This is a genomic window from Bradyrhizobium sp. (genome assembly GCF_004799445.1).
Classification (GTDB): Bacteria; Pseudomonadota; Alphaproteobacteria; order Rhizobiales; family Xanthobacteraceae; genus Bradyrhizobium.
Map to the genome: position 1 here is coordinate 22,662 of NZ_SSNA01000202.1, position 19,763 is coordinate 42,424.

Annotated in this window: 17 protein-coding genes; 9 read left to right on the forward strand and 8 right to left on the reverse strand. The window is 62.0% G+C overall.

Translation table 11 applies throughout. The annotated features are described in order from the left end of the window. Window positions 1–88: 88 nt before the first annotated feature. From E8A46_RS25940 to holA, 4 genes are all read left to right on the forward strand, one after another. Entirely contained in the window at window positions 89–1,801 is a 1,713-nt protein-coding gene (locus tag E8A46_RS25940) for a diguanylate cyclase (RefSeq protein ID WP_291567310.1), read from the forward strand. Window positions 1,802–1,934: 133 nt separating this feature from the next. Next, window positions 1,935–4,571 (forward strand): leucine--tRNA ligase, encoded by a 2,637-nt coding sequence (gene leuS / locus E8A46_RS25945; protein ID WP_291567312.1) that lies wholly within the window; start codon window positions 1,935–1,937, stop codon window positions 4,569–4,571. Next, complete coding sequence (lptE, locus tag E8A46_RS25950; protein ID WP_291567314.1) at window positions 4,558–5,109, forward strand: LPS assembly lipoprotein LptE; 552 nt, start codon at window positions 4,558–4,560, stop codon at window positions 5,107–5,109. The genes leuS and lptE overlap by 14 nt, the downstream gene beginning before the upstream one ends. 137 nt (window positions 5,110–5,246) lie before the next feature. Then, complete coding sequence (gene holA, locus E8A46_RS25955; RefSeq protein ID WP_291567316.1) at window positions 5,247–6,275, forward strand: DNA polymerase III subunit delta; 1,029 nt, start codon at window positions 5,247–5,249, stop codon at window positions 6,273–6,275. Between the two features lie 42 nt (window positions 6,276–6,317). Here holA and E8A46_RS25960 read toward each other — a convergent pair whose 3' ends face one another. From E8A46_RS25960 to hemJ, 7 genes are all read right to left on the reverse strand, one after another. Beyond that, window positions 6,318–7,196 (reverse strand): ParB/RepB/Spo0J family partition protein, encoded by an 879-nt coding sequence (locus E8A46_RS25960; RefSeq protein WP_291567318.1) that lies wholly within the window; start codon window positions 7,194–7,196, stop codon window positions 6,318–6,320. A 194-nt stretch (window positions 7,197–7,390) separates the two neighbouring features. Then, entirely contained in the window at window positions 7,391–8,242 is an 852-nt protein-coding gene (locus E8A46_RS25965; protein ID WP_291567320.1) for a ParA family protein, read from the reverse strand. Next, entirely contained in the window at window positions 8,239–8,919 is a 681-nt protein-coding gene (rsmG, locus tag E8A46_RS25970) for a 16S rRNA (guanine(527)-N(7))-methyltransferase RsmG (RefSeq protein WP_291567322.1), read from the reverse strand. The genes E8A46_RS25965 and rsmG overlap by 4 nt, the downstream gene beginning before the upstream one ends. 134 nt (window positions 8,920–9,053) lie before the next feature. Next, the gene (gene mnmG, locus E8A46_RS25975; protein ID WP_291567324.1) at window positions 9,054–10,949 is read right to left on the reverse strand and encodes a tRNA uridine-5-carboxymethylaminomethyl(34) synthesis enzyme MnmG; all 1,896 of its coding nucleotides are present in this window, start codon (window positions 10,947–10,949) and stop codon (window positions 9,054–9,056) included. Window positions 10,950–11,098: 149 nt separating this feature from the next. Further along, a complete protein-coding gene (gene mnmE, locus E8A46_RS25980) occupies window positions 11,099–12,451 on the reverse strand; it encodes a tRNA uridine-5-carboxymethylaminomethyl(34) synthesis GTPase MnmE (protein WP_291567326.1) in 1,353 nt (450 codons plus the stop codon). A gap of 335 nt (window positions 12,452–12,786) precedes the next feature. Then, the gene (rho, locus tag E8A46_RS25985; protein ID WP_029584660.1) at window positions 12,787–14,052 is read right to left on the reverse strand and encodes a transcription termination factor Rho; all 1,266 of its coding nucleotides are present in this window, start codon (window positions 14,050–14,052) and stop codon (window positions 12,787–12,789) included. 257 nt (window positions 14,053–14,309) lie between these two features. Continuing rightward, the gene (hemJ, locus tag E8A46_RS25990) at window positions 14,310–14,732 is read right to left on the reverse strand and encodes a protoporphyrinogen oxidase HemJ (protein WP_291567329.1); all 423 of its coding nucleotides are present in this window, start codon (window positions 14,730–14,732) and stop codon (window positions 14,310–14,312) included. Between the two features lie 473 nt (window positions 14,733–15,205). Between hemJ and E8A46_RS25995 the strand changes: the two genes are divergently transcribed. The 4 genes from E8A46_RS25995 (at window position 15,206) to dnaQ (ending at window position 18,043) form a co-directional block, all read left to right on the forward strand. Beyond that, the gene (locus E8A46_RS25995; protein ID WP_291567331.1) at window positions 15,206–16,042 is read left to right on the forward strand and encodes a pyruvate, water dikinase regulatory protein; all 837 of its coding nucleotides are present in this window, start codon (window positions 15,206–15,208) and stop codon (window positions 16,040–16,042) included. Then, window positions 16,039–16,647 carry a Maf family protein gene (locus E8A46_RS26000; protein ID WP_291567334.1) on the forward strand — a complete coding sequence of 203 codons (609 nt, stop codon included), beginning with the start codon at window positions 16,039–16,041 and terminating at the stop codon, window positions 16,645–16,647. Before E8A46_RS25995 ends, E8A46_RS26000 begins: the two co-directional genes overlap by 4 nt. A gap of 67 nt (window positions 16,648–16,714) precedes the next feature. Further along, the gene (gene coaE, locus E8A46_RS26005) at window positions 16,715–17,314 is read left to right on the forward strand and encodes a dephospho-CoA kinase (RefSeq protein WP_291567336.1); all 600 of its coding nucleotides are present in this window, start codon (window positions 16,715–16,717) and stop codon (window positions 17,312–17,314) included. Between the two features lie 33 nt (window positions 17,315–17,347). Continuing rightward, on the forward strand, window positions 17,348–18,043 hold the full coding sequence (gene dnaQ / locus E8A46_RS26010; RefSeq protein WP_291567338.1) for a DNA polymerase III subunit epsilon: 696 nt from the start codon (window positions 17,348–17,350) through the stop codon (window positions 18,041–18,043). A gap of 9 nt (window positions 18,044–18,052) precedes the next feature. Here dnaQ and secB read toward each other — a convergent pair whose 3' ends face one another. Beyond that, complete coding sequence (gene secB / locus E8A46_RS26015; protein WP_291567340.1) at window positions 18,053–18,544, reverse strand: protein-export chaperone SecB; 492 nt, start codon at window positions 18,542–18,544, stop codon at window positions 18,053–18,055. Between the two features lie 494 nt (window positions 18,545–19,038). Between secB and E8A46_RS26020 the strand changes: the two genes are divergently transcribed. Beyond that, on the forward strand, window positions 19,039–19,743 hold the full coding sequence (locus tag E8A46_RS26020; RefSeq protein WP_291567342.1) for a Tim44/TimA family putative adaptor protein: 705 nt from the start codon (window positions 19,039–19,041) through the stop codon (window positions 19,741–19,743). The last annotated feature ends 20 nt before the right edge of the window (window positions 19,744–19,763 follow it).

Sequence of the window (19,763 nt, forward strand, 5' to 3'; positions counted from 1 at the left end):
AATTTGCGGGATAGTTCCAATTTTACCGAGTTCGGGAAAGGCTCCTTGAACCCTTTCTTCTACTCTGCATACGGGGTCGGGGACTAGCATGTTGGGCGTCAGTTTCAACCGCAAGAAAGTGAAGCTCAAGAAGCTTCTCGGAATCCGCGCGCGGCTGGCGTTGCTGGCGTTGATCCTGGTGGCGCCGTTGATGCTGGAACGCGCCCGTTCACTCGAGGGCACACGTACCAGACAGGTTGCGGCCGTATCCGTCGAATTGAAAGACCTCGCGCAGCGCAGCGCCAATACATTACGGGAAGTGATCTCGTCGGTTGAGACGATCCTGAAGTCCACGGCCTTTATCCGGGCATCGGTGGGAGGCGCGGCTCGCAGTTGCGACCTCCTGCGCGCCAGTCTCCCGGTCAATCTGCCGTGGATACGCAGCCTGTCGATTGCCGGCGGGGATGGACGGGTCCATTGCTCGACGCAAAGCACGCTGGTCGGCCAAAATCTGAGCGACCGCGACTCTTTCAAGAAGGCGCAGCAAACCCGCGACTTTGTTTTCAGCGACTTTCTGCTCGCCAAATCCGACGACACGCCGATCATGATCGCAGCCTATCCGGTATCCGCCATCGATGACGATGCGGATTCCGTTGTCGTCGCCGGCGTCGATCTCAACTGGGTATCGAAGTTCATCAGCAACCTCGGCGGACGGCCCGGGATCTCGGCGGTGATGGTCGACAGCGCGGGAGTCGTGCTGGCAGCGCCCGAGGATCAAGCCGACGTGGTCGGCCGCGCGCTGAATACGTTGCCGATGTTATTTCCCATCGCCAAAAGAGTAGTCGGTTCGGACCAGGCGGAAGGGGCGTCTTCATTCACGGCGCCTGACGGTTCGGAGCGGACCGTCGACTTTTCCCGCATTTCCGGCACGCAATCGCACCTGATCGTCAGCGTTGACGAAGCCAAGGTATCTGCCGACATCAACCGCGAGATTCGCAGCGCCTATCTACAGCTCGGGTTGGTCTGCCTGTTCGTTCTGCTTGGCGCCCTGGTCGCCGCGGAGAAGCTCATCATCCGGCCGATCGAAACGATAGCGGCGATGGCGCAGCGCTTCGGCCAGGGCGAATGGTCGGCGCGCACGGCGCGCAGCCGGTTGCCCGCTGAATTTGTTCCGCTGGCCCGCGCACTCAACGCGATGGCGGCCCAGCTCGCCGAACGCGAGCGGGAACTGATCGCCACCAATGACCGACTGACCGTGATGGCCTCAATCGACATGCTGTCCGGCCTCGCCAACCGGCGCGGATTCCAGAGCCGGCTCGATTTCGAATGGATGAAGGCCCAGCAATACCACAGCGAATTGTCGCTGTTGATGATCGACGTCGATCACTTCAAGCTGTTCAACGACACCTACGGCCATCCCGAGGGCGACGCCTGCCTCTCCCGGCTCGGCGAAACGCTGGCCGCCATTGCCGCCGAGACCATGGGCTTCGCCGGGCGTTACGGCGGCGAGGAGTTTTGTCTGTTGCTGCCCAACACCGACGCAAGCCGGGCGCTGGAGATCGGCGAGTTGGTGCGCGCGGCCGTCCAGGACCTCGCGATGCCCCATGCCACCTCCAGCCATCAGGCCGTCACGGTCAGCGTCGGCGTGGCCAGCGCCATGCCGAACGACAGCCAGCACCCGGGCGACCTGATCGAAGCCGCCGACGCCGCCCTCTATGCCGCCAAACGTCAGGGCCGCAACGCCGTGGTCGAGCACGGTCTTGGCGAGCCGGGTCTTGGGCCGGCCACCGACGGCGGCGGACCGATCGCGATGGCGAGTTAGATTTCCTCTTCCCGGCTGCCGGGAGGACAGTGGACACGTCGACAGCCCGACCCGTTGACCCCCAAGCCGCTTTTGTGGCCTAGTCCGCCGGCCTTTTGCCGGCCCCGAATCCACGAAAAGCCCTTACGATTCCATGACCTCCGAACGCTACAACGCACGCGAATCAGAGCCGCGCTGGCAACGCCAGTGGGACGACAAGGCGATCTTCGCCGCCAAAAACGACGATCCGCGGCCGAAATATTACGTGCTCGAGATGTTCCCCTATCCTTCCGGGCGCATCCATATCGGGCATGTCCGCAACTACACCCTCGGCGACGTACTGGCGCGCTTCATGCGCGCCAAGGGGTTTAATGTGCTCCACCCGATGGGCTGGGACGCATTCGGGTTGCCGGCGGAAAACGCCGCGATCGAGCGCAAGGTGGCGCCGAAGGCATGGACCTACGACAATATCGCGGCGATGAAGAAGCAGCTGCGCTCGATCGGGCTGTCGCTCGACTGGTCACGCGAATTCGCGACCTGCGACCCCAGCTACTACAAACACCAGCAGAAGATGTTCAACGATTTTCTGCGTGCGGGCCTCGCCGAACGCGAGAAGCGCAAGATCAACTGGGATCCGGTCGACATGACCGTGCTGGCCAACGAGCAGGTGATCGACGGCCGCGGCTGGCGCTCGGGTGCGGTGGTCGAGCAGCGCGAGATGAACCAGTGGGTCTTCAAGATCACCAAATACTCGCAGGAGCTGTTGGACGCGCTCGATACGCTGGACCGCTGGCCCGACAAGGTGCGGCTGATGCAGCGCAACTGGATCGGGCGCTCGGAAGGCCTGCTGGTGCGCTTCGCGCTCGACGGTGCGTCCACGCCCTCAGGCGAGACCGAGTTGAAGATATTTACGACCCGGCCTGACACGCTGTTCGGCGCCAAATTCATGGCGATCGCGGCCGATCATCCGCTGGCACAGGCAGCCGCGGCGAAGGATGCGAAACTCGCGGAGTTCATCGCGGAGACCAAACGCATCGGCACCGCACAGGAAATTATCGACACCGCCGAAAAACAGGGTTTTGATACCGGCATCCGCGCCATCCACCCGTTCGATTCCAGCTGGAAGCTGCCGGTCTACGTGGCCAATTTCGTGCTGATGGAATACGGCACCGGCGCGATCTTCGGCTGTCCCGCGCACGACCAGCGCGACCTCGATTTCGTCAACAAATACGGGCTCGGCAACACGCCCGTGGTGTGTCCCGAAGGCCAGGACCCCAAGACATTCGTGATCTCGGACACCGCCTATGACGGCGACGGCCGCATGATCAATTCGCGCTTCCTCGACGGCATGACCATCGCGCAGGCCAAGGAAGAAGTCGCCAGGCGGCTGGAGGCAGAACTGCGCGGCAATATGCCGGTCGGCGAGCGACAGGTGAATTTCCGCCTGCGCGACTGGGGTATCTCGCGCCAGCGTTATTGGGGCTGTCCGATCCCGGTGATCCATTGCCCGACATGCGACGTCGTGCCGGTGCCGGACAAGGATCTGCCGGTGGTCCTGCCTGAGGACGTGACCTTCGATAAGCCCGGCAACGCGCTCGACCACCATCCGACCTGGAAGCACGTCAATTGTCCGCGATGCGGGGCCAAGGCAGTGCGCGAAACCGACACCATGGATACGTTCGTGGATTCGTCCTGGTATTTCGCGCGCTTCACCGATCCGTGGAACGAGAAGGCGCCGACCACGCCCGCGGTCGTGAATCGTCTGATGCCGGTCGATCAATATATCGGCGGCGTCGAGCACGCGATCCTGCATCTGCTCTACAGCCGCTTCTTCATCCGCGCCATGAAGGCCACCGGCCATATCGGCATGGAGGAACCCTTCGCCGGCATGTTCACGCAGGGCATGGTGGTGCACGAGACCTATCAGAAGGCCGACGGCGGTTACGTCACGCCGGCCGAGGTCAAGATCGAGACCGGTGCCAACGGCCGGCGGGCTAGCCTGATCGATAGCGGCGAAGAGATCGTCATTGGATCAATCGAGAAGATGTCGAAGTCGAAGCGCAATACCGTCGATCCCGACGACATCATCGCCACCTACGGCGCCGATGTTGCGCGCTGGTTCATGCTGTCGGATTCGCCCCCCGATCGCGACGTGATCTGGAGCGACGAGCGCGTCCAGGGCGCCTCGCGCTTCGTGCAGCGGCTGTGGCGGCTGGTCAACGAAACCGCCGAGATCGCCGGGAAAGCTGCGATACCTGTGCCGACGGCGAAGCCCACCGCCTTCGGCACTGACGCGCTGGCGCTGCGCAAGGCGGCCCATGGCGCACTGGACAAGGTCTCCATCGGCATCGAAAAGCTGCACTTCAACGTCTGTCTTGCCTATATCCGGGAATTTTCCAACGCGCTGGGCGAGGTGCTGGCCCGTCCGGGAGAGCCCTCTGCGGATCTGGTCTGGGCGGTTCGGGAGGCGGCAGTCATCCTTGTTCAACTGTTCGCGCCCATGATGCCGCATCTGGCGGAGGAGTGTTGGGCGGTGCTGGGGCAGCCGGGGCTGGTTTCGGAGGCGAATTGGCCGCAAATCGAACGCGATTTGCTGGTTGAAGACGCCGTGACACTGGTGGTTCAGGTCAACGGCAAGAAACGGGGTGAGGTCACGGTGGCCCGCACGGCCCAGAATCCGGAAATTGAGGCTGCCGTTTTGGCCCTTGATGCGGTAAAACAGGCCCTGGGCGGCAATGCCGTCCGCAAAGTGATCGTAGTTCCCATGAGGATCGTGAATGTCGTTGGCTAGGACCCGCATCGCCGCTCGGCTGTTGGCCGTGGCCGCCCTTGCGGCGCTGACGGCAGGCTGCTTTCAGCCGATGTATGCCGAGCATGTCGATGGCACGCCCGGCCTCCGGGAAAAATTGATGGGGGTGGATCTCCCGCCGGTCGACAAGCCCAATGCCTCGCGCGACGCCCGGCTCGGGGTGGAAATCCGCAATGCGCTGGCATTCAAACTCTACGGCAACGCCACCGGGATGCCGCCGACCCACCGGCTCGAGATCAGATTCCAGACCAACCGTACCTCGCTGATGACCGATCTGACCACCGCGCTGCCGACCAGCGAAAATTATGGCATCGATGCGCAGTTCAATCTGATCGAGATCGCCACCAACAAATCGGTGATGACCGGCTCGACGTTCTCGCGCGTTTCCTACGATATTCCCGGCAGCTACCAGCGCTTTGCTCGTGCCCGCGCCTTCCGCGACGCCGAGGATCGCGCCTGTCAGGAAATCGCGGCACACATCCAGACCCGGCTGGCGTCGTTCTTCTACGCCGGCACTTGAAACGCCGTCATTCCGGGGCGCGGGCGTAGCGAGTGAACCCGGAATCTCGAGATTCCCCGATGTGCAATTGCACATCCGAGGTCTGGTCCTTCGGACCATCCCGAAATGACGAAAGCTAACTTCAGCAAAGTCTGGTCATGGTCGCGCTCCGCGGAAAAGAAATCGACGCCTTCCTGGCGCGGCCCGATCCGGGCCGTCCGATCATCCTGCTCTATGGTCCGGATGCCGGTCTGGTGCGTGAACGCGCCGACGCGCTGCTGGCGTCCGCCGTCGATGATCCCAACGATCCGTTTTCGCTGGTAAGGCTGGACGGCGACGAGCTTTCTGCCGAGCCGTCACGCCTGGTCGATGAAGCGCTGACGATGCCGCTGTTCGGCGGTCGCCGCGCGATCAGGGTCCGCGCCGGCTCGCGGAGTTTTGCCAGCGGGGTCGACACGCTGGCAGGGACGCCGCTGAAGGATTGCCGCGTCGTGATCGAGGCTGGCGAGCTCAGGCCCGAATCGCCGCTGCGCAAGGCCTGCGAGCGCGCTCCGACTGCGGTTGCGATCGCCTGCTATCCCGACGGCGAGCGCGACCTTGCGAAATTGATCGACGATGAACTGCGGGTCTCGAATTTGCGCATCGCGCCGGATGCACGCGGCGCGCTGACGGCACTGCTGGGCGGCGATCGCCAGGCGTCGCGCAACGAATTGCGCAAGCTCGCGCTCTACGCCCACGGCCAAGGCGAGGTCACGCTCGACGATGTCATGGCGGTCGTTGCCGATGCCTCCGAGTTGAAGATCGACCCGATCGTCGACGGCGCCTTCGCGGGAAATGCCGGCGTGGTGGAAACCGAATTCGCCAAGGCAATGGTGGCAGGCACCTACCCCGGCATGATCATTGCCGCGGCCCAACGCCATGCGGCATGGTTGCACAAGTCCGCGCTCGCCGTAGCCGAGGGAACGCCAATCTCGGCGTTGCTCGACGGCGGATTTCCGCGGTTGCACTTTTCGCGCAAGGGAAATGTCGAGACCGCGCTGCGCAATTTCAATGTGGCTCGGCTGATTCTGATCATCGACCAACTCGCAACCGCTGCGCTCGAGATGCGCAAGCAGGCGCCGCTGGCCGCCGTCATCGCGCAGCGCGTGCTGCTGTCGATCGCGGTGAATGCGAGGCGAAGGGGTTGATGTTCTGCTCTCTCGCCCCGCTCTTGCGGAGCGAGGTTCGGATCAGCCCTTCGCTTCCAGTCTGCTCACGATCTCGTCGAGCTGGTCGAGGTTGCGGTAGCGGATGTGAACGGTGCCGCCGGGATCGCGGTGATCGACATTGACCGTGAGCCCAAGGGCATCGCTGACCCGCTTCTCCAGCGCGACCGTATCGGGGTCCTTCGCCTTGCCGCCGCGCGCCTTTTGCGGCTTGCGCTCGGGCACGCCCTCGACATGCGCCAGCGCCTCGGCCTGACGCACATTGAGGCCCTCCTCGACGATGCGTTTGGCAGCCGCCGTCGGATCAGGCACGCCGATCAGCGCCCGCGCATGGCCGGCCGACAACTGGCCGAGCGCGATATAGGCCTGCACCTCGGCCGGCAGTTTGGTCAGCCGCATCATGTTGGCGACATGGCTGCGGCTCTTGCCGACGATCTTGGCAATGTCTTCCTGGCTGCGTTTGAATTCATTGGCCAGCGCGTGATAGCCCTGCGCTTCTTCCATCGCGTTGAGATCTTCGCGCTGCACGTTCTCGATGATCGCTATCTCGAGCGCGTCGGAATCGCTGACGTCGACAGGAACGATCGGCACCTCGTGCAGACCGGCAATCTGCGACGCGCGCCAGCGGCGCTCGCCGGCAATGATCTCATAGCGGTCCTGCACGCCCTTGACCGGTCGCACCACGATCGGCTGGATCACGCCGTGCTGCTTGATCGAATCGGCGAGTTCGCCGAGTTCGACATCGGCGAACTCGCGGCGCGGATTGCGCGGATTGGGTTTGAGGAATTCGATCGGCACCTTGCGTTGCGCGCGCGGCCGGTCCAGATGCGCGGCCTCGCCGCCGACATCTCCGATCAGACTTGCAAGACCGCGGCCCAGTCGCGAACGCGCTTCGTCGGCCATCGCCAGCTCCCTTGGATTCAACTTACGCGCTCCTGTTTCACTTCAGCCTGGAACTCCCACTGCTGTCATTCCGGAGCGCTCGCGAAACGGGCGAGCCCGGAATCTCCAGGTAAGAGTCCGAGACGGACTGGTTTCACCATCTCGGTATTCCGGATCAATCCGCCGCAGCGGATGGTCCGGAAACGATATAAAAACTAATGCGCGCGAAGCTCGCGCTCGCGCTGGATCACTTCCGTCGCAAGCTTGAGATAGGCGTCGCTGCCGACGCATTTGAGATCATAGACCAGCACCGGCTTGCCATAGGATGGCGCCTCGGAGATGCGCACGTTGCGCGGGATCATGGTGTTGTAAACCTTGCTCCCCATGAACTGCCTGACGTCGGCGACGACCTGGTTCGACAAATTGTTGCGCGAGTCGAACATGGTCAGCACGATGCCGTGGATCGACAGATTGGGATTGAGCGTGGTGCGCACCTGCTCCACCGTTTGCAGCAACTGCGACAGACCCTCCAGCGCAAAGAACTCACACTGCAACGGCACCAGAATCGCATCGGACGCCGCCATCGCGTTGACGGTGAGAAGATTGAGCGACGGCGGGCAGTCGATCAGGACATAGGTGTAATCGGTATCTTGCGTGGCGTTGGTGTTAAGCGCCGCGATGGCATCTCGCAGCCGAAACGCGCGATCGCGCGTCGACCCCAGTTCGAGTTCGAGGCCGGATAGATCCATCGTCGAGGCGGCAATATGCAGCCGCGGCACCGCCGTCGGTACAACCGCGTCGCGCAAAGGCGCCTCGCCAATCAGCACGTCGTAGGTCGAGCAGTTGCGGCTGCGGCGGTCGATCCCGAGCCCGGTCGAAGCATTGCCCTGCGGGTCGAGATCGACGATCAGCACGCGCTCGCCGATCGCCGCCAGCGCCGTCCCCAAATTGATGGCGGTGGTGGTTTTGCCGACCCCGCCCTTTTGGTTGGCCAGCGCCAGGATCCGCGGGTGGCCCGCCGGATGTGGGGCCTTATCCTCTTGATATATATGATCAATTACGGTCATGCGCGGATGCCCTGGTCTGGTGCGGACGGGTTGCGCCGTTCGATGCGGTCGAGCTCGACGATCCAGCCATGTCCACCGGTGCGGCTGGAGTGCAGATGCGGTTTGATATTCCAATATTTAGTGGCCTCGGTCAATTCAGCCTCTACATCTTGGCCCTTGAGAAACAGCGCTTTCGCGCCCTTTTTCACCAGCGGCTCCGCTAAGCCGATAAGCTGGTGTAGCGGAGCCACCGCCCGCGCGGTGACGCAATCGACGGGACCTGTGATTCTATCCACACTATCCCCGATATCAGCCAAGTGAATGACGCCCGGCGACTGGGTAATACGCAGCGCCTCGCGCAGGAACGCGGCCTTCTTGGCGTTGCGCTCGATCAGGTGCACCATGGCGCCGGGGGTTTCCGCCAGCGCACAGGCCAGCACCACACCCGGAAAACCGCCGCCGCTGCCGAAATCGGCCCATATTCGCGCAGAGGGCGCGATGGTCAGGAGCTGCAGCGAGTCAGAGATGTGGCGGGTCCAGAGATTTGGCAATGTCGAGGGCGCAACGAGGTTGGTCTTGGCCTGCCACTCCCTGAGCAGATCGACGTAGCGATCGAGCCGCGCCTCTGTTTCACGTGAAACAGGTGTCAGCGCCAGCGCCACGGCCTTGTCGGAGGGAGACGTCGATTCTTTGACCATTTGCTCGAATCCGGCCGCGGTGAAGTTGTCATTGCGAGCGAAGCGACGCAATCCAAAAAATCTGGGGCCCGGCCGCGATGGATGCCTTCGTCGCTGCGCTCCTCGCAATGACCGCGTGTTTCACGTGAAACGTTCTAGGCGATGGCCAAAGAAGTCCTCCGTCGTGCTTCCCGCCGCAGATAGGCTGCCAGAATCCCCAGTGCGGCCGGCGTCAGCCCGTCTAGCCGACCCGCCTGCCCCACCGTGCGCGGCTGCGCCGCCTCAAGCTTCGCGCGGGCTTCGTTGGAGAGCCCTGGGACGGCGCGATAGTCGATACCGCTCAGGATCAGGCCCTCATCGCGGCGAAAGGCGTCGACATCGGCGGTCTGACGCTTGAGATAGACGTCGTATTTGGCATCGATCTCGAGATGGAGCGCAATCGCTGGGTCAATGGCCGACAGTTCCGGCCAGATGCTGCGGATCTCCGCCCAGCCGATCTCCGGATAGGCCAAGAGCTCGAAGGCCGAGCGGCGCTGGCCGTCCTTATTGAGCGCCAGGCCATGCCTTCCAGCTTCGTTGGGCGTCAGCGACAGCGATTTTGTCCGGACTTTCGCGGCATTCAGGGCGGCCATCTTGGCGCCGTGGCGCAGCGAACGCGCGCTCCCGACACAACCCAAGGCAATGCCTTTGTCGGTCAGGCGCTGATCGGCATTATCCGCACGCAGGGTCAGGCGGTACTCCGCCCGGGAGGTGAACATCCGGTACGGCTCGGTGATACCGCGGGTGACGAGGTCATCGATCATGACGCCGAGATAGCCATCGGCGCGGTCGAACACGATCGGTTCGGAGCTACCGGCCGCCAAGGCTGCGTTTAGTCCGGCCACCAGCCCCTGGGCGGCGGCTTCTTCATAGCCCGTGGTGCCATTGATCTGCCCGGCCAAAAACAGCCCCGGCAGCCGCTTGGCTTGCAGGCTGGAATCGAGTTCACGCGGGTCGACATGGTCGTATTCGATAGCATAGCCCGGGCGGACCATGCGCACGCGCTCCAGCCCGGGAATCGAGGCGAGGATCGCCAGCTGCACTTCTTCCGGCAGCGAGGTGGAGATGCCGTTGGGATAGACCGTGCTGTCGTCGAGGCCTTCCGGCTCCAGGAAGATCTGATGTCCATCGCGGTCGCCGAAACGAACGATCTTGTCTTCGATCGAGGGGCAATAACGCGGACCGCTGCTCTTGATTTGCCCGGAATACATCGGTGATCGATGCACATTGGCCCGGATCACCTGATGGGTCGCCGATGTCGTCCGGGTGATGCCGCACTGGATCTGTGGCGTCGTGATACGGTCGGTCATCACCGAAAACGGCTCCGGTGGGTCGTCGCCCGGTTGCATTTCGACCGCCGACCAGTCGATCGTGGTGCCATCGAGCCGCGGCGGGGTTCCGGTCTTGAGCCGCCCGAGCGTAAAGCCAATGCGCTCAAACGATGCCGACAGCCCCATCGCCGGCGCCTCACCGACCCGCCCGGCCGGCCAGTTCCGCTCGCCAAGATGGATCAGCCCGCGCAGGAACGTGCCGGTGGTAATGACGACAGCCCCGGCGGATAGCTCGCGCCCGCCGGCCAGGCGAATGCCCGTGATGCGGCCGTTAGCGACGATCAGCTCGTCGGCCTCGCCTTCGAGCACCGTGAGATTGGCAGTCTCAATGATCGCAGCCTGCATGGCGGCGGCGTAGAGCTTGCGATCCGCCTGGGCGCGCGGGCCCCGCACCGCGGGACCCTTGCGCCGATTGAGCATGCGAAATTGAATGCCCGCGGCATCGGCGACCCGGCCCATCAGACCATCGAGCGCGTCAACTTCCCGGACCAAGTGACCCTTGCCCAGGCCTCCGATCGCAGGATTGCAGGACATGGCGCCGATGGTCGCGAAGCGATGGGTCAGCAACGCCGTCTTGGCGCCCGTCCGGGCGGCGACACTGGCGGCCTCGCAGCCCGCATGGCCTCCGCCGACGACGATGACGTCGAATGAATCTGGTGATGGTGGTTGGCCTGCGATCATGCAGGGCGTTCTATAGCGCGGCGGCTCGCCCCGGAAGTGGTAAGTTGGCCGGCAGACGTATGCTTCACGTGAAACGAGCGCGCTGGGCCGGTTTGTTTCACGTGAAACAAGCTGATGAAAGAATGAATAAAGAAATGAACTAAATACTACTACTTACCTACACAAAACTCTCTAAAGATCACATCGAGCACCTCCTCGACGTCGACACGGCCCAGCAGTCGCCCCAACGAATGCACCGCGCTCCGCAGCTCTTCCGCCGCCAACTCCTCGCCACTCCCCATCACCGAAATGCTGCGCTCCAACGAATATACGGTCTCCTGCAGCAATTGCCTCTGCCGCTCCCGCCCAATCAGGCTGTCCTCCCTCGAACCGAAATAATCCCGCGCAAAATCCACCAGCGCTGCGACCAATTCCGGGACCCCGTCACCCCGATCCGCGGAAATCTCGAAGCCGGTCCCGGTCCCGTCTCCTCGCAAGGCCCCCGCAGGCCGCACGTTAACCCCACGCGCGACCTCGAGATCGATTTTGTTGCGCACCACCCACACCGGCGCGTCCCCCGCACGCGCGCTCTCCTGATGCTCGGAATCGATTATCCACAGCACGAGGTCGGCCTCCGCCGCGCGCCTCCGCGCGCGCCGGACACCTTCCTGCTCGACGGGATCCGCCGTTTCGCGAATCCCGGCGGTGTCGATCACCGTCACCGGATAACCGTCAAGATCGAGCTGAACTTCGATCACGTCCCGCGTCGTGCCCGCATGTGGCGAGACAATCGCCACCTCGCGCCGCGCCAGCTGATTGATCAAGGTCGATTTTCCGACATTCGGCGGACCGGAGATCGCGACCACCAGGCCCTCCCGCAGGCGTTCACTTCGTCCCTGCGCCGCAAGCACTTCCTCAATCTCGTCGCGTAGCGATCTGATCCTGGCCAACGCCGGCGCGATCAGTTCCGCAGGGATATCGCCTTCGTCGGAGAAATCGATTCCGGCTTCAATCAGCGCCGAGGCCTCGATGATGCGCGCCCGCCAGTCCCGCGCCCGCTCGCCGAGCAGCCCTTTCAGCTGACGCAGCGCCTGACGGCGCTGCCGGTCGGTATCGGCATGAATCAGATCGTCAAGCGCTTCGGCTTCGGTGAGATCCAGCTTGCCGTTCTCGAACCCCCGGCGGGTAAACTCGCCCGGTTCGGCGGCCCTAACATTTTCAAAACCCGATAGCGCCGCGATCAAGGCTGCCAGCACCGCGCGTCCGCCGTGGACATGAAATTCGGCGACATCCTCACCGGTCGCGCTCGCCGGTTCGGGAAACCACAGCACCACCGCATCGTCGATCGGGTCTCGACCGGGATCACGCAACAGCACCCGCGACGCGATGCGCGGTTCCGGCACCTTACCGGCAAGGCAGGCGAGCGCCGCTCTGGCCTGCGGTCCCGAAACCCGGACAATGGCGATTGCGCTCGGCGGCCGGCCCGATGACAGCGCGAAGATGGTCTGTTCCCGCGGATCCATCGCCTATTTGTGCCGGAGCCATTGAAAACGCAACGTAATTTCTGGTTGCCAATGCTCCGCCGAACCGGCGGGGCTGGGAGACGGCGCAACCGGTGCCGCAGCGTCACCCGCGCCAATTTTGCTGCAGGAATCAGCCGGTTTGACTGCAACGTCCAGGGGACGGAAATTAAACCGAAGCTCTTTCAATTACTTACGAGGGCGCGAGCGAAAAGGAACGGATCCGATCATGTTGCAGCGAACCTGCAGCAAAGCCCAGTTGAAATTTCCTGGCGCAAAAGCAAAAGGGCGCCCCGGTGAACCCCGGGACGCCCCAAATTCGAGACCGGCGAACCGGCTCAGGTATTCATTGATTCGAAGAATTCCGCGTTGTTCTTGGTGTTGCGCAACTTGTCGAGCAGGAAGTCGATCGCGTCCATCGTTCCCATCGGATTGAGGATCCGGCGCAGCACGTACATTTTCTTGAGCAGCTGCGGGTCGGTGATCAATTCCTCCTTCCGGGTGCCGGAGCGGGAAATGTCGATCGCGGGGAAGGTGCGCTTGTCGGAAACCTTGCGGTCAAGAATCAATTCGGAATTGCCGGTGCCTTTGAATTCTTCGAAAATCACTTCGTCCATACGGCTGCCGGTGTCGACCAGCGCGGTGGCGATGATCGTGAGCGATCCGCCTTCTTCGATGTTGCGCGCGGCACCGAAAAATCGCTTCGGCCGCTGCAGGGCGTTGGCATCGACGCCGCCGGTCAGCACCTTGCCGGATGAGGGCACCACGGTGTTATAGGCGCGTCCCAGCCGCGTGATCGAGTCCAGAAGGATGACGACGTCGCGACCGTGTTCGACCAGCCGCTTGGCCTTCTCAATCACCATTTCGGCGACCTGGACGTGGCGCACCGCAGGTTCGTCGAAGGTCGATGAAACGACTTCGCCCTTTACCGAACGCTGCATGTCCGTGACTTCCTCGGGCCGCTCATCGATCAGCAGCACGATCAGATAGCATTCGGGATGATTGGCCGTGATCGAATGCGCGATGTTCTGCATCAGCACCGTCTTGCCGGTGCGCGGAGGGGCCACAATCAGCGCGCGCTGGCCTTTGCCGATCGGAGCGACGATGTCGATAACCCTTGCAGAAAGGTCCTTTCTGGTGGGGTCTTCGAGCTCGAGGCGGAAGCGCTGATCCGGAAACAGCGGCGTCAGATTGTCAAAATTGACCTTGTGCTTGGATTTTTCCGGGTCTTCAAAATTCAGCGTGTTGACCTTCAACAGCGCAAAATAGCGCTCGCCCTCTTTCGGGCTGCGAATATGGCCTTCGATGGTGTCGCCGGTGCGAAGTCCGAAGCGGCGGATCTGCGAGGGCGAAACGTAGATGTCGTCCGGCCCCGGCAGATAATTGGCGTCCGGCGAACGCAAGAATCCGAAACCGTCAGAGAGCACCTCGACGACGCCTTCACCGATGATATCGGTTTCCTGGATCGCAAGTTGCTTGAGAATAGCGAACATCAGCTCCTGCTTGCGCATCGTGCTGGCGTTTTCGACCCCTTTCTCTTCCGCGAACGAGACGAGCTCGGCCGGGGTCTGAGCCTTGAGGTCTTGAAGTTTCATTTCCCGCATTGGGATTGGTCCTGTGGAGTAGCTAGGGAAGGGGTGCAAGGTGGCTTTTTAGAAAATGCGGACGCGAGGTTCAGGAAGGTCCGCAGGTCTGAGCGAGGAAAGCGCCGGAGAGGCTTCAAACCTGATGCGGCGGCCGGTTCAACGAGGAGACCGGAACACGACCACATCCGCCTGCGTAGGGTGGGATGACCACAATATAGAAAATCAGCCGGCGCTCCGCAAGGTGGCGAAAAGCAGGCCGCCGATCGTCATCCACTTCAAAATGGCCTAACCACCACCAGGATCACGATTCCGATCATCAAGATCGTCGGTACCTCATTGATAATACGATAGAATTTTTGGTCATGCACATTACGATCGGCAGCGAAATCCTTAACCCAGCGGGAAAAAAAGCCGTGGACCCCGGACAACAGCAGCACCAGGAAAAGCTTTCCGTGCAACCAGCCCGCCGAAAACCAATGGCCGGCCCAAGCGAGATAAAGTCCCGCCAGCCAGGTCACGATCATGGCCGGATTGATGATCGCTTTCAGCAACCGCCGTTCCATCACCTTGAACGTCTCGGACTGCTTCGATCCTGCCTCCGCCTCGCAATGATAGACAAAAAGCCGAGGCAGATAGAGCATCCCGGCCATCCACGCGATGACCGCGATCACATGCAGCGCCTTGATCCACTCGTACATCGTGCCTCATTCACCCGCGTGTCCGCGATTCTGCGCTTCCAACAACCCGTAACCATTCAGTCGTTCTCGACCTTCCCGAGAAGCTCTGTCTTGCACCTCACCGAGACATATCCGCAAGCCGTACTTTTCTAAAACAATAATCTTAGAATCTTAGGTTTGAGTCTAAGTAGCGGTGGATTGGGCCCACGCAAGATTGTCCTGTCCTTCCCAAAGCTTGTTCACATCTATCAACAATTTTCAGGGTGTATTTTGGAATCCCGATAACGCCATCTGCTTCAAGCGGTTGCGTGGCGAAGTCATCAGCTTATGAAGAGACAAATCCACAAAATCTCACTATCGTCGCCACTACGACGTGGACTTATCCCTATGACGAGGCCTGTGAAGAAAAAATCGGGTTATCCCTGATCTGCCGACACGCCTCCGATTCTCTCAGGTAAGGTCCACAGCGATCCACAGGATATACAGAGGTCCTTGTGCCCACGACCGGCAATTATTTTCATCTGCATCTGGTCTCCGATTCGACCGGAGAGACCTTGATCACCGTGGCGCGCGCGGTGGCTGCGCAATACGCCAACGTCACGCCGGTCGAACATGTCTATCCATTGGTGCGCAGCCAGAAGCAGCTCGACCGGGTGCTGAGTGAAATCGAGGAAGCGCCGGGCATCGTGCTCTTCACCCTGCTGGAGAAGGATCTCGTTGGCCGGCTGGAAGCCAAGTGCCAGGAAATCAATATACCGAGCCTCTCGATCATCGGCCCGGTCATGCAATTGTTCCAGGCCTATCTCGGAGCGCCCACGACGGGGCGGGTCGGTGCCCAGCACACGCTGAACGCGGAATACTTCAAGCGGATCGATGCGCTGAATTATTCGATGATGCACGACGACGGCCAGCACGTCGAAGGACTGGAGGAGGCCGACGTGATTCTGGTGGGCGTCTCCCGCACGTCGAAAACGCCAACCTCGATCTATCTGGCCAATCGCGGCATCCGCACCGCCAATGTTCCGCTGGTGCCGGGCATCCCGATCCCGCATCAGTTGGAAACATTGAAGAAGCCGCTGGTGGTCAGTCTGCACGCGACGCCGGAGCGACTGATCCAGGTCCGGCAGAACCGGCTGTTGAGCATGGGCGATCGGGACAACGACACCTATATCGATCGCCAGGCCGTCGCGGACGAAGTCGCATTCGCGCGGCGACTAAGCGCCAAATTCAACTGGGCGCAGCTCGATGTCACACGTCGATCGATCGAGGAAACGGCGGCCGCCATTTTGAAACTGTTTACCGACAGGCAACGGCAACGGCTTGCGGAATGACGTTGTGGCGCGGAAAAACTCCGTTGGTGCTGGCCTCGCAAAGCCGCGCGCGGCAAACGCTGCTGGCCAATGCCGGCATCGACTTCGAAGCCGTCCCGGCTGAAATTGACGAGCGGTCCCTACAGCAGGCATCCGGCCTCTCGGCGCCAGGCGACGTCGCAATCCGTCTTGCCCGCGAGAAATCGCTGTTCGTATCAGCGCGGCGGCTGGGTCAATACGTCGTCGGCGCGGACCAGACATTGGCGCTGGGAATGCAGCTTTTCAGCAAACCGGCCAGCCGGGCGCAGGCCCTCGAACAATTGCATGCGCTCGCAGGCCGCCATCATGAACTGCACTCCGCGGTTGCGGTGGCGCGCGACGGCAGGATATTGTTCGAACATGTCGCGATGGCGCGCATGACGATGCGGCGGCTGGGTGAGAGCGAAATTGAGACCTATCTGGATGAAGCAGGTGCTGCGGTCACCTCCAGTGTCGGTGCCTACCAGCTTGAGGGGCTTGGTGTGCATTTGTTCGAGCGCATTGAGGGCGATCATTTCACCATCCTTGGCCTGCCGCTGCTGCCATTGCTCGCGTTTCTCCGCAGCAAGGCGCTGCTTGGCTTCTGAAGGCGAATCCCGGCAGAGGCCGCGACCGGCGCTATCTTGATGACAATTCTTGATTGGTAATTCCTGGATGGTAATTCTTGGGCTGACCGGTTCGATCGGGATGGGAAAATCGACCACCGCGAAGCTGTTCGCGGAAGCCGGCGTCCCGGTTTACGACGCCGATGCGGCCGTCCACATGCTGTATGAAGGCGAGGCGGCGCCTGCCATCGAAGCGGCGTTCCCGGGCACCACCGTCGAGGGCAAGGTCGACCGCAACAGGCTTTCGGCGCGCGTGGTGCACGATCCGGCCGCCATGCGACGGCTCGAGGAAATCGTCCATCCGATGCTGGGCGCCTCCCGTCAAAAATTCCTGGCAGATGCCGAGCGATCCGGCGCGCGTGTTGCGGTGGTCGATGTGCCGCTGCTGTTCGAGACCGGCGGCGAGAAGCGGGTCGATGCGGTGGTCGTGGTCACGACGACAACGGAAATCCAGCGCCGGCGGATTCTTTCCCGTCCGAACATGACCGACGAGAAGCTTGACGCCATCTTGGCGCGGCAAATGCCCGATGCTGAAAAGCGCAGGCGCGCGAATTTCGTGGTGGATACTTCGCATGGTCTCGACCCCGTGCGTGCGCGAATCCGGGACATTCTGGATGAAGCTGTTAGGATGCCGCGGCGACGATCCTGATTCGTCACTTTCGTCTTTCCCGGCGGCTTGTTCATGCGCGAAATCATTCTCGACACCGAAACCACGGGACTCGACCCGCTGCGCGGCGACCGGCTGGTCGAAATCGGCTGTGTCGAGATTTTGAACCGCATGCCGACCGGACAGACCTTTCACCGGCATCTCAATCCCGAACGCGACATGCCGGCCGAAGCCTTCGCCGTGCACGGCCTTTCCGGGGAGTTTCTCGCCGACAAGCCGCTATTTGCCGAAGTGGTCGAGGAGTTCCTGGAGTTTATCGGCGATGCGCCGCTGGTGATTCACAACGCCTCGTTCGATATCGGCTTCATCAACGCGGAACTCGACCGAATCAACCGGCCGGCCATCTCGCGCGAACGGCTGGTCGACACATTGCTGCTGGCGCGACGCAAGCATCCAGGCGTGTCGAATCGTCTCGATGATCTCTGTTCGCGCTATGCGATCGACAATTCCCGCCGTACCAAGCATGGCGCATTGCTCGACGCCGAACTTCTTGCCGAGGTCTACATCGATCTGATCGGAGCCCGGCAGTCGCAATTGGTTCTTGCCGCGGAATCCCGGGATACGCACGCGGGCGGACCTGGTGAAATGCCGCGCCGGCAACGTGCGGTGCCTCTCGGGCCCCGGGTGACCGAGGCCGATCGCGCCGCGCATCGGGATTTTGTCGTCACGCTGGGCGGCAGGCCGATCTGGAATGATTTCCTGGGTGCTTAGTCGTTGCGCCTAGCTCGGCTTGCCCTGCGTTGCCGCCGCTTCCGCGGCCTGCCGTTCCAGATTCTGGCGATACAGACCGACAAAATCGACCGGATCGAGCATCAGCGGTGGGAACCCGCCGTCGCGCACCGATGTGGCAATAATTTCGCGCGCGAACGGGAACAATAGCCGCGGGCATTCGATCATGATCAAGGGATGCAGATTTTCCTTGGGCACGTTGACGATCCGGAATACGCCGGCATAGGCGAGATCGAAGCTGAACATCAGCTTGCCGGCGTTTTCCGCCTTGCCTTCGACCGAAAGTGTCACCTCGAACTCATTTTCAGCGATGTTGTTGGCGCTGACGTTGATCTGGATATTGATCGCGGGTTGCTGCGGTTGCGGGGCCAGCGAGGCCGGTGCATTCGGATTTTCGAATGAGAGGTCCTTGGTGTACTGCGCCAGCACGTTCAACTGGGGAGGAGGGGCCGCCTCGGGGGGCGAGCCGTTGCCGTTGGTCATGGGAGTCTCTCCTGGAACGTTTTTGGCGAGCGGGGGACAGGTTTTCGTCCGAATGCGCTCGTGAGGCACGAAAATGCCGTGTCGGGGCGAGTGGCTATCATAGCCTCGCCTCATTCCACAAGGACGACAATCGCGGGCGGGCCGCCAAGGCGCGGCCTACGCAATGGCCAGGCCGCGGTGGCGCGGAACAATTCAGGCCCGCGGGATCCGGACATCCAGCCTAAATTGTTGAATATGCGCGATTTCCGGCCATTATCGGGGTTTCCCCCCGTGGCCAAAACGCGCTACAATTGAAGCTGTGGCAAACGGGTAAGCGCATGCGTGGCCTATTTCCATCGGCATGGCTTTTCATGTCGGGACGCGCCATTGGCCAAGCCAGGTTTCGTGCCTACATGCTGCAGACCCATCCATGATGTAATCTCTGCCGTCCCCGGAGGGGCAGCGCTCTACCGCCGGACCCCTCGCCCGCGTGAGAACCAGAAAGCGAATGCGACGTGGATATTTACACCATCATCTTCCTGGCGCTGGCCGTCTTCATCTTCCTGCGCTTGCGTAACGTCCTCGGTCAGCGCACCGGGAACGAGCGGCCGCCCTATGATCGCCCCGCGCGCAATGTGGTGCAGGGAGCGCAGGACAGCAACGTTGTTCCGATACCGGGTGCGGTGATCGACCAGGCGCCGCTGGCGCCAACCGCCGACGTGGCGCCACCGACCGATCGCTGGAAAGGCCTGGCCGAGTTGGGCACCCCGCTTGCCCAGGGTCTTGACGCGATTGCGGCACAAGATTCCGCGTTTGATCCGCGCCATTTCCTCAGCGGCGCGCGCAGTGCCTATGAAATGATCGTGCTGGCGTTCGCCAACGGCGATCGCCGTGCATTGAAGGATCTCCTGTCGTCCGATGTCTATGACAGCTTCGAGGCCGCGATCAAGGAACGCGAGAAGCAGGAGCAAAAGACCGAGACGCGCTTTGTGTCGATCGACAAGGCGGAAATTGTCAGCGCGGAAGCGCGCGACCGCTCCACGCAGCTCACCGTTCGCTTTGTATCGCAGATGGTCTCGGTCACCCGCGACAAGGCCGGTGCCATCGTCGACGGCAATCCGGACAAGGTCACCGATATCACCGATGTTTGGACATTCGCCCGCGACACGACATCACGCGATCCGAACTGGAAGCTGGTTGGCACCGGAAGCGCTCACTAGCTCGCGGCGACGGACCGCTG

Coding starts and splice junctions, on each gene's coding strand:
- E8A46_RS25960 (WP_291567318.1), bottom strand. CDS start 7,196: ATGGCCGACGAAGCGCGTTCGCGACTGGGCCGCGGTCTTGCAAGTCTG.
- coaE (WP_291567336.1), top strand. CDS start 16,715: ATGGTAATTCTTGGGCTGACCGGTTCGATCGGGATGGGAAAATCGACC.
- leuS (WP_291567312.1), top strand. CDS start 1,935: ATGACCTCCGAACGCTACAACGCACGCGAATCAGAGCCGCGCTGGCAA.
- E8A46_RS25965 (WP_291567320.1), bottom strand. CDS start 8,242: ATGACCGTAATTGATCATATATATCAAGAGGATAAGGCCCCACATCCG.
- holA (WP_291567316.1), top strand. CDS start 5,247: ATGGTCGCGCTCCGCGGAAAAGAAATCGACGCCTTCCTGGCGCGGCCC.
- E8A46_RS26000 (WP_291567334.1), top strand. CDS start 16,039: ATGACGTTGTGGCGCGGAAAAACTCCGTTGGTGCTGGCCTCGCAAAGC.
- hemJ (WP_291567329.1), bottom strand. CDS start 14,732: ATGTACGAGTGGATCAAGGCGCTGCATGTGATCGCGGTCATCGCGTGG.
- mnmG (WP_291567324.1), bottom strand. CDS start 10,949: ATGATCGCAGGCCAACCACCATCACCAGATTCATTCGACGTCATCGTC.
- rho (WP_029584660.1), bottom strand. CDS start 14,052: ATGCGGGAAATGAAACTTCAAGACCTCAAGGCTCAGACCCCGGCCGAG.
- secB (WP_291567340.1), bottom strand. CDS start 18,544: ATGACCAACGGCAACGGCTCGCCCCCCGAGGCGGCCCCTCCTCCCCAG.
- mnmE (WP_291567326.1), bottom strand. CDS start 12,451: ATGGATCCGCGGGAACAGACCATCTTCGCGCTGTCATCGGGCCGGCCG.
- lptE (WP_291567314.1), top strand. CDS start 4,558: ATGTCGTTGGCTAGGACCCGCATCGCCGCTCGGCTGTTGGCCGTGGCC.
- dnaQ (WP_291567338.1), top strand. CDS start 17,348: ATGCGCGAAATCATTCTCGACACCGAAACCACGGGACTCGACCCGCTG.
- E8A46_RS25940 (WP_291567310.1), top strand. CDS start 89: ATGTTGGGCGTCAGTTTCAACCGCAAGAAAGTGAAGCTCAAGAAGCTT.
- rsmG (WP_291567322.1), bottom strand. CDS start 8,919: ATGGTCAAAGAATCGACGTCTCCCTCCGACAAGGCCGTGGCGCTGGCG.